Origin of the sequence: Streptomyces sp. NPDC056948 (assembly GCF_042674225.1) — a bacterium.
GTDB classification, from domain to species: Bacteria; Actinomycetota; Actinomycetes; order Streptomycetales; family Streptomycetaceae; genus Streptomyces; species Streptomyces purpurascens.
In genome coordinates this window covers 1-12,276 of the sequence record NZ_JBHUQX010000285.1, presented here as the reverse complement: position 1 = coordinate 12,276, position 12,276 = coordinate 1, and the positions used below count along the sequence as shown (strand labels likewise).

The window sequence follows — 12,276 nt, the reverse complement described above, 5'->3', positions numbered from 1 at the left end:
GGCTGTCACATCTGCTCGTGCCGCTTCGTCAGTGCGGTGACAGCGACGGACCGGCGACACAGGAGGCAGAGATCATGCAGGCACGGATGACGAACCCGGCGTACGTCCTTCCCGGTGCGATGAAGGGCATCGGCGGCATCTTCCAGGCGATCGGGGAGGGCGGCCTGCGGCAGGAGCTGGCGGAGATCGTCGGGCTGCGCGCCAGCCAGATCAACGGCTGTGGCGCCTGCGTGCACGGGCACACCGTCAACCTCCGCAAGGCCGGGGTGAGCGAGGAGCGGATCAGTGCCGTCGCGGCCTGGCGTCACGCCCCCTTCTTCTCGGACGCCGAGCGTGCGGCGCTGAAGCTGACGGAGGCGATCACGCGGCTCGCGGACCTTTCGGAGGAGTCGGTTCCGGATGCTCTGTGGGACGAGGTGGCCGATCACTTCGACGAGAAGGAACTCTCCGGGCTGATTCTCACCGTCTCGCTCACGAACATGTTCAACCGCATCAACACGACCATCCAGGAGCCCGCCGGTACCACCTGGGGCTGACGGCGTACGGTCCGGTCGAGGGCCCGTGACCTCTGTGCGGAGTGTCGCGTTATGAACACTTCTGCCTGATCCACCAAGATGTGCGCGAAATCATCCCGTTTGTTGTGCGGCTTCGCGTCGGTGAGGTGGAGAGGGGTTCCAGGATGAGCAGCGCGTCGGTGTCGCCGCACGGCTTCGTGGTCGGGCGGGGGCGTGGCTACCGTCCCGAGCAGGTGGACAGATACGCCGAGGCCGTCTCCCAGAATCGTGACGCGGCCTGGGAGCGGGCCGCCCGGCTGACGGTGCTCGCCCGGCAGATGGACGCGGAGCTGGCGCTGCTGCGGGAGACCGTGGCGGGGCTCGCTCCGCAGGACTACGCGTCGCTCGGGGAGGGGGCGCGGCGGCTCTTCGAACTCGGCGAGGAGGAGGCCGCGGCCGTAGGGGACAGGGCGCGGGAGGAGGCGCGGCGACTCGTGGAGGAGGCGCAGGCTTCCGCGGCCGAGATGTGCGAGTCCGCGCAGGCGGACGCCGACGCCGTACGCGCCGACGCCGACGAACGGGCCCGGCAGCGGCTGCTCGTGGCGAGCGCGGAGGCCGACGAGATCCGTGTCTCGGTCCGCTGCGGGGCGAAGGAACAGCGAGGTGAGGCGCTGGCCGCGCTGCGGGAGATGCGGCAGCGCTCCTCCGGGATGCTCGCCGAGCGGGACAAGGAACGTGCCGAGCGGTGGGCGGAGGTGGAGCGGGAGGAGGTGACCCGGGCGGAGGAGCTGGACGCGCACCACGCGGAGGCGGTGGCGCGCGCCGAGCGGGCCTTGTCCGAGGCGGAGCAGGCCCTCGCCGACGCCGAGGAATCGGCCCGAAGCCGGCAGGAAGAGGCACAGGAGCGTGCCGCGGAGCTGGTCGCCCAGGCCCGGGAACACGCGGACCGCGTCGAGGAGGAGACGGAGCGGCTCCTGTGCGCGCACGCGGAGCAGGGAGAGGACGTGCGGGCCCACATCGACCGCGTACACGCCAGCCTGGCAGCGTGGGCCGGGCCGGCGGGGCCGACGGGGGAGTGACATCGGAGGTCGTGCGTCGCGGGTGGGTGACGCCCCGGCCGGCGCTCGTGCGCGAGGCCGGCGGGGCGTCGTGCCGTGCCGCTTCCGGTCAGGGGTTCTTTCGTACCGCGCCCGCGAGGATCCAGCCCTCCACCGCCTCGTACTGGTGGCGCTGTTCCTCCGACTTCCGGCGGCCGGAGGCCAGGGTGCCCAGCCAGCCGCAGGCGAAGCCCAGGGGTATGGAGAGCAGGCCCGTGGTCGTGAACGGGAACCAGTTGAAGTCGGCGTCGGGGAAGGCCGAGACGGGCGAGCCGGAGACCAGGTTGGTGCCCGGCATCAGCAGCAGGACGGCCAGCGAGCCGCCGATGAGGGTGCTGAGCAGGCCCGTCCGGGTGTAGCGGCGCCAGAAGAGGCTGTAGACCAGCGCCGGCGCGATGGCCGAGGCGCCCAGACAGAAGGACAGCGTCACCAGGGGCTGCAGGCTGCGGTGCTGGACGAGCGTGGCCAGCAGGATCGCGGGGATGCCCACCGCCAGTGCCGAGAGCCGGGCCAGTGTCATCTCGCGGCGCGGTGACATCTCCTGGACCCGGGCCGCGAACACGTCGTGTGCGAGGGAGTTGGCGCAGGCGAGGATCATGCCGGCGACGGAGGCGAGCAGCGTGAGGAAGACGGCAGTGGTGATGGTCGTGAACAGGAAGGTCTCCGCCGTCGACACCTCCGCGCCGAACGCCGCCTGCGAACCCAGCAGATAGGCCGTGTTGCCCTGCGGGTCGACCTGCGCGATCGTCTCCCGCCCGACCAGCGCGGTCGCGCCGAAGCCGATGACCGTGATGACCAGCACGAACAGGGCCACGCCCGACACCGCCCAGGACATCGAACGCCGCACCTGCCGGGCGCTGGAGGCGGTGTACATGCGCATGGTGACGTGCGGCAGGACCCCACCGCCGAGGACCACGGTCAGTTGCGAGGTGATCATGTCCAGGCCGGGGCTGGGGCCGCCCGCGAACTGCAGGCCGGACGAGAGGAACGCCGAGCCCACGCCGCTGTTGTCGGCGGCCGCGCCGAACAGGGCCCCCGGGTCCCAGTCGAACCGGTTCAGGATCAGCACCGCGACCACCATGCCCGAACCGAGCAGCATCACGATCTTCAGGATCTGGATGAGGGCGGTGCCCTTCATGCCGCCGATCGCCGCGTAACTGATCATCAACGCGCCCACGCCGATGATGCAGCCCGTCTGCATCGACTCGCCGGAGAAGCCGAGGATGAACGCCATGAGCTGCCCGGTCCCCGCCAACTGCACCAGCATCAGCGGCACCAGCGCCGCCAGCGTCACCGCACAGGCCGCGATCCGCACACCGCGTCCCGGCATACGGCGGGTCAGCGCGTCGCCCATGGTGAACCGGCCCGCGTTGCGCAGCGGTTCCGCCAGCAGGAACATCAGCAGCATCAGTGACAGGGCCGTGCTCAGGGCCAGTACGGTGCCGTCGTAACCGAAGAGGGCGATCACGCCGCCGGTGCCGAGGACGGTCGCGGCGGAGATGTAGTCGCCGGCGATCGCCAGGCCGTTGCGCATGGGGGACAGCGAGCTGTAGCCGGTGTAGAACTCGTCGAGGTCGTCCCGGTCCGGGCCCGTCATCACGCAGAGCAGCAGGGTGATCGTGGCCACCGATGTGAAGCCCACCAGGGACATCGCCTGCGCGTTGCCGCTGAACTCGCTGATCACCGTGCCGCCTCCCGCTTGGCGTCCAGCTCGGCCTGCTTGCGTATCCGGTCCGCGATCGGGTCGACGCGGCGGCGGGCCGTCTGCTCGTACAGGGCGATGGCCAGCCAGGTCACGGGGACCTGGATGAGGGCGAGCAGCAGGCCGGTGGGCAGGCCGTCGGTGACGGTGCTCGTCATGAACGACGGTGCGGACGCCGACAGGATCAGGAACAGGGTGAAGTAGCCGAGTGCCGTGAGCGTGGCCACGCGCCGCTGCCAGCGGTAGGCGCTGCGCAGAACCCGCAGGTCGCTGTGGTGGCCGAGCGCGGCGTGGCGCTGGGGACGCCGCTCGGGCGGTTCGGGCGGCTGCTGCGGCTGCCAGGGGTAGGTGTCATAGGAGGGCGAGGAATCGGGTGGTGGGTACCGATAGGACGGTGACGGGTCGAAGGACATCCCGTACTCCTTGCGAGGTTTGGATCCGGTGCGGCGGGCCGCAGGGAGGTGGGGGGCGGGAGCCACGCACGTTACTTCGCAGTACCGGGGCAGCGCGAGGGTTTCGCCAAACTGATCGGTCGGTATGCGCTTACCTTTCCGACCTCGGGTGTTACCCCCGTTAACTCAGGTTTTTGAGCGTCCTGGGCGGGCTACTTGAGATGGATCAGCGCCACGGACGCCGGCACTTCGGTGCGATCGTCGAGCGTCGCGCCGAACGCCAGCCGCCGGTCGATCCGGCGCGGAACCGAACTCTCCGCGCGGACCGTGAAGTTGACCCCGACCCGCCCTCCGGCCGGGACGCGTATGCGGGTCGCCTCCCGGCGCTGCTCCGACCGCCCCTGCTCTGCCCGCCCCTGTTGCGCCCGCCCCTGTTGCGCCCGCACGGTCCACCCGTCGCCCATCGGCTCCGCCGCGACCGTCACATGGCGCACGGCGTCGCCGAAGTTGTAGACGTCGACGGTCATCCGCGTACGGCGGCCGAGGCGGTAGCCGTGCGGGGGCGGCGCGTCCCCGTCGTCCTTGCCGGGGGCGGCGTCGCGGGCGGAGAAGCGCTGGGCGAGGACGATGTGCTCGGCGGGGGAGAGGCGGGCCCTCGGGCCCGTGGTGCTCAGCGGAGCGGGCGCGTCCGCGGGGGTGACGACGTAGAGGGGGTCGCGTGAGGCGGTCACCGGCCGACCGGCGGGGAGGCGGCGGCCCATCGTGTCGTAGGCCGTCCCCCTCAGGTATCGGTCCAGGCGTACGGGCCGCTCCGCCCACACGACCGTGACCCGCTCGCCGCGCCCGCTGTCGAAGTCGAAGCCCCGCACTCCGTCCGGCAGCCGGGGCGCGGGGCCGGTGAAGTGTGCCGCGCCGAGCAGCGAGGTGAGGGCCGCGAACGCGCTGTAGGCGGGCAGGGGCCGGAAGTCGCGGTCGAGCAGGCCGAAGTAGACGCCGTCGTCGTGCAGCGGCGGGCCGGCGAACCAGAACTGCCGGTCGTTCCCCGCCGCCAGGCCCTCCACCGTCGAGCGCACCACGTACCGGGCCTGCGTGATCTCCTGCTCGGGCGTCAGGTCCTCCCCCGGCCGTGCCTTCTGGAACGCGCCGCATTCCGTCATCCACAGCGGTATGTCCGCCTGGTGCCGGCGGGCCAGCTCGTGCTGTTCGTCCGCGGCGCCCGGGAAGCTCGGTTCGCCCGGTTCGGCGGGGTCCGGGTAGCCGTGGAAGGCCCATGCGTCGGCGTACCGCACCACGTCGTTGGCGAGCACCAGGTCCTGGAAGGGGCCGGTCTGCGCGATGCCCGGCAGGACGACCAGGCAGGGCTCGGGCGCCGCGTCCTTGATGCCGAGCGCGGCGGCCTTCACGAACGCGGCGTGGGCGTCGCCGGTGCAGCGGGTGGTGTCGACGTCCGGTTCGTTCGACAACTGGAGGGCCTCGGGGGCGGCCGCCGCCAGGCGTCGGGCGTAGCGGTAGGCGTGCCTGAGGTCCGCCGGGAGCGGCAGCGAGGCGTCGGTCATGGCCCACTCGGGGGCGGGGGAGAGCACGTCGAGGACGGCCAGGCCGTGGGCGCGCAGGGTGCGGGTGCGGCGGTCGTGCTGTGCCGTGTCGTACACGCCGGGTGCCGGTTCGGCCGCGGGCCAGGACTGGCCGTCCCGCACCCAGCCGGCTCCCATGTCCCGCAGGGCGGCGGCGAAGTCCGCGAGCCGGGACGGCGGGACGAGGGAGGACGCCCAGACGTTCACGCCGAAGCGGCTGGTCGGGCCGGTCACGGCGGGCCGTGCCGGCAGACGCGCGAACCGGCCCGTCACGCCGTCCGCCCTCACGAGGTAGTGGCCCGGGGGCAGATCGGGGAGCGTGACCGTCGCGCCCGCGTCACCGGCGGCGATGGTGGCCTGGCCGGTGATCACTTGGCGGCCGTGGTGGTCGCTGACGGTGTACCGCACTGGGTACGCGTGCGTGGTGTGTCCGTCGAGGGCCAGGCGCAGCCGGGCCGGTTCGCCCTCGCGGTGCCGGGGAACCGACAGCTCGCGCAGGGCCGGGTGCCCCTCCAGGCGGCGCAGGGTGAAGCGGTCCAGGGTCAGGACGTACGCGGTCGTGTCGTCGAGGACGGCCGGTTCGGTGACGCGGAAGGTGAGCGTGTCGGTGCCGCCCCGCAGTTCGACCACGCCCAGGTCCAGGACGGACAGGTCGCCCCAGGCCGGCGGCGACTCGTACCAGTGCGGTTGCGAGCGGGCGATCTCGGTGAACGGGCCGTCGTTCACGGACAGGTGCGGGTAGGAGGCGACGGCTTCCGTGTGCGGCGTCTCGACCGGTGCCGTGGCCACGGCGGTCAGCGCGTACACCCCGGCCCGCGGGACGCGCACGGTGTACGTCGCGTACCAGCCGGTGCGGGCCGGGGGTTTCTCGCTCGTCCATAACCCCAGATATCGCCCTCCGGAGGCCCTGCGGTTCCGGCGGACGGGGATGTTCGTCCGCACCGCGGCCTCGCCCTGCACCGTCACTGTCACCGTCGTGGGGGTGGCCGCCGAGGCGGTGGCGCCGCCTGCCGAGGCGGTGACGCCGCTCGCCGCCGCCACCGCTCCGAGTCCCGCTGCCATCGCCGTGCGCCTGTTGAAGTCCATGCCACCAGCAGACACGCACCGCCCATCGCCGCGCGTCACCCGCAAGAGTGCCCGGCCCCGGAAACGGGTCGGGGTCGCGCCCTAGGGGCCGTCGGGGGTGGTGCCGAGGTGCCGGAGTACGTAGCGGACTCCCGGGCGGCCGCCCACGGTTGTCTCCTCCACCCGCGTGAAGCCGCTACGGGCCAGGACCCTCATCGAGGCCGGGTTGTCCAGCGTCGTGACCGCGGTGAGGGACGTCAGCCCGTACTCGGTGGCGGCCAGGCGGCACACCTGCGCGACGGCCGCCGTCGCCACGCCCCGGCCCGCGGCCTGTTCGCCGACGCGGTAGCCGAGTTCGGCGCTGCCGTCCACCAGATCCATCAGGTTCACCCGGCCTATCAGGTTCCCCTCCTCCGACAGGACGACATGGAAGCGGCACACGCGCGCGTGCTGCTCCGCCAGGAGCGACCGGAGGCGTTCGGCGAACCCCGCCGGAGTGAAGAAGACGTCCCCGCGGTCCGGCACCGTGCGGGCGAAGTACGCGCGGTTCTCCCGCTCGAAGGCCAGCAGCGCGTCCGCGTGATCGGCACGGAGTGGTTCCAAGGTCACCATGGCCGGAGGATACGGACGGTCAGTCCTTGAGCACCGGGAATTTCCGGGGCGCGAGGAACAGCAGCACCAGGAACGCCAGCGCCGCCGCGCACGAGGCGCCCAGGTAGACCGCGTGCACCGCGTCGGCGATCGCCCGCCGGGTCGCCTCGGGCGCGGTGCCCGAGTCGAGTGCCCGGGTCACCGAGTCGAGGTCGCTCGCGCCGCCGAGCCTGGCGGCCAGCACCCCGTTGGCGATCGCGCCGAAGAGGGCCGCGCCGATCGTCTGGCCGGTCTGGCGGCAGAAGAGCACGGACGCGGTCGTCGTACCCCGCTCCGCCCAGCCCACCGTCGACTGCACCCCGACGATGAGCGGAAGCTGGAACAGGCCCAGCGCGGCGCCGAGCAGCAGCATCAGCAGCGTCGGCTGCCAGGCCTGCCCCGGGTAGGGCAGAAAGGGGAACGCGAACAGGATCAGCGCCGCCGCGCCGATGCCCAGCATCGCGGTGTTGCGGAAGCCGATCCTGCGGTACACGTGCTGGCTCAGGGCCGCCGATATGGGCCAGCTCAACGTCCATACGGAGAGCACGAATCCGGCGGCCACGGGCGCCAGGCCCAGCACGCCCTGGGCGTAGGTGGGCAGGAACACCGTCGGCGCCACCATCAGCAGGCCCAGCGCGCCCAGGGCCAGATTGACCGCGGCGATCGTACGGCGCCGCCACACCCACCCCGGGATGATCGGCTCAGCCGCCCGCCGCTCCACCAGCACCACCACCGCGACCAGGGCGAGCCCCGTACCGAACAGGGCGAACGAGGGCGCCGACAGCCAGGGCCAGGCCACCCCGCCCTGCACCAGGGCCGCGAGCAGGACACCGCCGCAGGCGAACACCGCGAGCGCGCCCGCCCAGTCCACGCGCGTGTGCGTACCGGTTTCCCGCTCCGGCTCGTGCAGATGACGCACGATCAGCCACAACGCGACCGCGCCGATCGGCAGGTTGACCAGGAAGATCCACCGCCAGTCCGCGTACGCGGCGAGCACCCCGCCGAGACCCGGCCCGGCGACCGCGGACACCGCCCACACCGTGGAGAGCTTCGACTGGATCTTGGGGCGGTCCTTCAGCGGGTACAGATCGGCGGCGAGCGTCTGCACCGTGCCCTGGAGCGCGCCGCCGCCCAGGCCCTGCACGATACGGAAGGCGATGAGCGCCTCCATGTTCCAGGCCAGCGCGCACAGCAGGGAGCCGAGGAGGAAGACCACCGAGCCCACGACGAGGACCGGTTTGCGGCCGAAGGTGTCGGAGAGCTTGCCGTAGACGGGCAGGGTGACCGTCACGGCCAGCAGATAGCCGGAGAACAGCCAGGAGAAGACGGAGAATCCGCCGAGGTCCCCGACGATCTGCGGCACGGCGGTCGAGACGATGGTGGAGTCGAGCGCCGCCAGCGCCATCGAGAGCATCAACGCGGCGACGACGGCTCCGCGCCGGCCGGTCGTCGCGGGACGCGCTGCCTCACGTGCCGCGGAACTGGTGCTTCCCACCCGGGTGCCTCCCCCTCGCGCCTGCCTGCCTGCCCCTTGCACCTATCTACCGCCGGACAGCTTCCCACTTGACCCTGACGCCGCGGGAGGGTGGAGCCTGAATGGGCCGTCGGGTGGAGCGAACCCTGAGACGGTCTCCACCCTTCGGTGGACTGCCCCTAGGGGTACCTCCGTACTACGACCTGGGGAGGGTTCGTACCGGCGGAGGACGAGACGCGCGGGGGCTGCTCCTTAACCTGGCTTTACGCCGTCGGGGGGCGGTGTTGCACACCGGCGGGGGTGGGGTTTTCCACAGGAAAAGACTGCGCTGAGCACCAGGGCGCCGGACCCCTCCCCGCCGGAAGACTTGAGGCACTTCACCATCTGCTGACCGACATAGGAGACATACCGTGACATCGGCTGTAACCATTCCCAGGCACGGGGGTACTGGAGGGCGTACGGCCGTTGCCGCGCGGGCGCGGCAGGTCGTGAAGGCGTACGGATCCGGTGAGACCCGTGTCGTCGCCCTCGATCACGTCGACGTGGACATCGCACGCGGCCAGTTCACCGCGATCATGGGCCCCTCGGGGTCCGGCAAGTCCACGCTCATGCACTGTCTGGCCGGGCTCGACACCGTCACCGGCGGGCAGATCTACCTCGACGAGACCGAGATCACCGGTCTGAAGGACAAGAAGCTCACGCGACTGCGCCGGGACCGGATCGGGTTCATCTTCCAGGCGTTCAACCTGCTGCCGACGCTGAACGCGATAGAGAACATCACGCTGCCCATGGACATCGCCGGCCGCAAGCCGGACAAGGAGTGGCTCGGACGGGTCGTGGAGACCGTCGGGCTCTCCGACCGTCTCAAGCACCGGCCCACCCAGCTCTCCGGCGGCCAGCAGCAGCGTGTCGCCGTGGCGCGGGCGCTGGCGGCCCGGCCCGAGATCATCTTCGGGGACGAGCCGACCGGAAACCTCGACTCGCGCGCGGGCGCCGAAGTGCTCGGCTTCCTGCGCCGCTCCGTCGACGAGCTGGGCCAGACCATCGTGATGGTCACCCACGACCCGGTGGCCGCCAGTTACGCGGACCGTGTCCTGTACCTCGCCGACGGCCGGATCGTCGACGAGATGTACAAGCCGACCGCGGACGCCGTCCTCGACCGCATGAAGGACTTCGACGCCCGGGGGCGTACGTCATGACCGTCATGAAGACCTCGATGCGCAACTTCCTCGCGCACAAGGGCCGCATGGCGCTCTCGGCGATCGCCGTCCTGCTGTCGGTGGCCTTCGTCTGCGGGACGCTCGTCTTCACGGACACCATGTCCACCACGTTCGACAAGCTCTTCGCCGCCACCTCCTCGGACGTGACGGTGAGCCCCAAGGGCGCCTCCGAAAGCGGTGAGACGACCTCCGACAACGGCAAGCCGCCGGTCATGCCGGCCTCCGTGCTCGCCGAGGTGCGCAAGGCCGACGGCGTGAAGTCCGCCGAGGGCACGGTGTTCTCCACCTCGGTGACCGTCGTCGACGCCGACAAGGACAACCTGTCGCCCTCCAGCGGCGCCCCGACCATCGTCGGCGGCTGGAACAGCAACGAAGCCCGCACCATGAAGATCACCTCCGGTGCGGCACCCAAGAGCGCCGACCAGATCATGGTCGACGCCGACACCGCCGACAAGCACGGCCTGAAGCTCGGCGACCCGATCGGCGTGATCAGCGCGACGGGCACCCACACCGCGAAGATCTCCGGCATCGCCGACTTCACCGTCACCAACCCCGGTGCCGCGATCTTCTACCTCGACACGAAGACCGCCCAGCAGACCCTGATCGGCGAGAGCGGCGTCTACACCAACGTCAACGTCACCGCGGCCGCCGGCGTCAGCGACGACCGGCTGAAGCGGAACGTGAAGGCCGCACTCGGCGGCGACTTCCAGGTGCAGACCGCCAAGGAGACCGCCGACGCCAATCAGAAGGGCGTCGCGGGCTTCATGAACGTCATGAAGTACGCGATGCTCGGCTTCGCCGGGATCGCCTTCCTCGTCGGCATCTTCCTGATCATCAACACCTTCTCCATGCTGGTCGCCCAGCGCACCAGGGAGATCGGCCTGATGCGGGCGATCGGCTCCTCCCGCAAGCAGGTCAACCGCTCCGTGCTGGCCGAGGCGCTGCTGCTCGGCCTCGTCGGCTCGGTGCTCGGTGTGGCCGCGGGCGTCGGCCTCGCGATCGGCCTGATGAAGCTCATGGGCCAGATGGGCATGGAGCTGTCCACCGACGACCTGACGGTGGCCTGGACGACCCCGGTGGTCGGCCTGGTCCTCGGCGTGATCGTCACCGTCCTGGCCGCCTATCTGCCCGCCCGGCGCGCCGGCAAGATCTCCCCGATGGCAGCGCTGCGCGACGCGGGCGCCCCCGCGGACGCCAAGGCCGGCTGGATCCGCGCCGCGATCGGCACCGTCCTCACCGGCGGCGGAGCCTTCGGCCTGTATCTCGCGGCGGCCGCCGACCAGGCCAAGGAGGGCTCGCTGTGGCTCGGCCTCGGCGTGGTCCTGTCGCTGATCGGCTTCGTCGTCATCGGCCCGCTGCTCGCCGGCGGTGTGGTCCGTGTCCTCGGCGCCGTCCTGCTGCGCATGTTCGGCCCCGTGGGCCGCATGGCCGAGCGCAACGCCCTGCGCAACCCGCGCCGCACCGGCGCGACGGGCGCCGCGCTGATGATCGGCCTCGCCCTGGTGGCGTGCCTGTCCGTGGTCGGCTCCTCCATGGTGGCCTCCGCCACCGACCAGCTCGACAAGACCGTCGGCACGGACTTCATCATCCAGTCCGACAGCGGCCAGCTCATCACCTCGCAGGCGGTCAAGGCCGCGAAGTCCGCGTCGGACGTGGAGCGGGTCACCGAGTACAAGTGGACCGAGGCCGACTTCACCACCCCCGACGGCAAGAAGCTCAAGGACACGGCGATCACGGCCGCCGACCCCTCGTACGCGACCGACCTGCGCACCGAGACGGTCGCCGGCAAGCTCCCCGACGCCTACAAGCCCGACTCGATGTCCGTCCACGAGAAGTTCGCCAAGGACCACGGCATCAGCCTCGGGTCCAAGATCTCCGTGGCCTTCAAGGACGGCCGTGAGGCCGATCTGACGGTCCGGGCGATCACCAGCAGCGACGTCGTGATCGACGCGGGCGCGATGTACACGTCCATCTCGACGATGGCCAAGTACGTCCCGGCCGACAAGATGCCGCTGGACTCGCTGCTCTTCGTCAGCGCCAAGGACGGGCAGCAGGACGCCGCCTACACGAGCCTGAAGTCGGCCATGCACGACTACCCGCAGTACACCGTGCGCGACCAGACCGACTACAAGGAAGCCCTGAAGGACCAGATCGGCCAGTTGCTCAACATGATCTACGGCCTGCTGGCCCTGGCGATCATCGTCGCCATCCTGGGTGTCGTGAACACCCTGGCTCTGTCGGTGGTGGAGCGCACCAGGGAGATCGGCCTGATGCGGGCGATCGGCCTGTCCCGCCGCCAGCTCCGCCGCATGATCCGCATGGAGTCGGTCGTCATCGCCCTCTTCGGCGCCCTCCTGGGCCTCGGACTGGGCATGGGCTGGGGCGCCACCGCGCAGCAGCTTCTCGCGCTGGAGGGCCTGATGGTCCTGGAGATCCCCTGGCCGACGATCATCGGCGTCTTCGTCAGCTCGGCCTTCGTGGGCCTGTTCGCGGCACTGATCCCGGCGTTCCGGGCGGGCCGGATGAACGTCCTGAACGCGATCGCGACGGAGTAGCGGAACCAGTCGTCACCGAGAACCACCGCACACGGGGGTTGCGGGGGATGGGCCCGCCCCGGAGGTTTCCGCC

9 protein-coding genes are annotated in these 12,276 nt (G+C 71.1%); 4 read left to right on the top strand and 5 right to left on the bottom strand.

Annotated elements, in window-relative coordinates:
• The first annotated feature begins 74 nt into the window (after positions 1 to 74).
• Positions 75 to 536 (top strand): carboxymuconolactone decarboxylase family protein, encoded by a 462-nt coding sequence (locus ACFTZL_RS30295; RefSeq protein ID WP_382588920.1) that lies wholly within the window; start codon positions 75 to 77, stop codon positions 534 to 536.
• Between the two features lie 143 nt (positions 537 to 679).
• Positions 680 to 1,573 (top strand): cellulose-binding protein, encoded by an 894-nt coding sequence (locus ACFTZL_RS30290; protein ID WP_382588918.1) that lies wholly within the window; start codon positions 680 to 682, stop codon positions 1,571 to 1,573.
• Positions 1,574 to 1,661: 88 nt separating this feature from the next.
• Here the strand turns inward: ACFTZL_RS30290 and ACFTZL_RS30285 are convergent, their stop codons facing one another.
• The 5 genes from ACFTZL_RS30285 to ACFTZL_RS30265 form a co-directional block, all read right to left on the bottom strand.
• Positions 1,662 to 3,275: a cation acetate symporter gene (locus ACFTZL_RS30285; RefSeq protein ID WP_382588916.1), complete on the bottom strand. Its 1,614-nt coding sequence runs from the start codon at positions 3,273 to 3,275 to the stop codon at positions 1,662 to 1,664.
• Positions 3,272 to 3,706: a DUF485 domain-containing protein gene (locus ACFTZL_RS30280; protein ID WP_382588914.1), complete on the bottom strand. Its 435-nt coding sequence runs from the start codon at positions 3,704 to 3,706 to the stop codon at positions 3,272 to 3,274. Before ACFTZL_RS30280 ends, ACFTZL_RS30285 begins: the two co-directional genes overlap by 4 nt.
• 191 nt (positions 3,707 to 3,897) lie before the next feature.
• On the bottom strand, positions 3,898 to 6,345 hold the full coding sequence (locus ACFTZL_RS30275; RefSeq protein ID WP_382588912.1) for a hypothetical protein: 2,448 nt from the start codon (positions 6,343 to 6,345) through the stop codon (positions 3,898 to 3,900).
• Between the two features lie 81 nt (positions 6,346 to 6,426).
• Positions 6,427 to 6,936, bottom strand: coding sequence for a GNAT family N-acetyltransferase (locus ACFTZL_RS30270; protein ID WP_382588910.1), 510 nt, complete (start codon positions 6,934 to 6,936; stop codon positions 6,427 to 6,429).
• 19 nt (positions 6,937 to 6,955) lie between these two features.
• The gene (locus ACFTZL_RS30265; protein WP_382588908.1) at positions 6,956 to 8,449 is read right to left on the bottom strand and encodes an MFS transporter; all 1,494 of its coding nucleotides are present in this window, start codon (positions 8,447 to 8,449) and stop codon (positions 6,956 to 6,958) included.
• Positions 8,450 to 8,838: 389 nt separating this feature from the next.
• Here ACFTZL_RS30265 and ACFTZL_RS30260 point away from each other — a divergent pair, with 389 nt between their 5' ends.
• A complete protein-coding gene (locus ACFTZL_RS30260) occupies positions 8,839 to 9,627 on the top strand; it encodes an ABC transporter ATP-binding protein (RefSeq protein ID WP_193480003.1) in 789 nt (262 codons plus the stop codon).
• Entirely contained in the window at positions 9,624 to 12,203 is a 2,580-nt protein-coding gene (locus ACFTZL_RS30255; protein ID WP_382588906.1) for an ABC transporter permease, read from the top strand. The genes ACFTZL_RS30260 and ACFTZL_RS30255 overlap by 4 nt, the downstream gene beginning before the upstream one ends.
• The last annotated feature ends 73 nt before the right edge of the window (positions 12,204 to 12,276 follow it).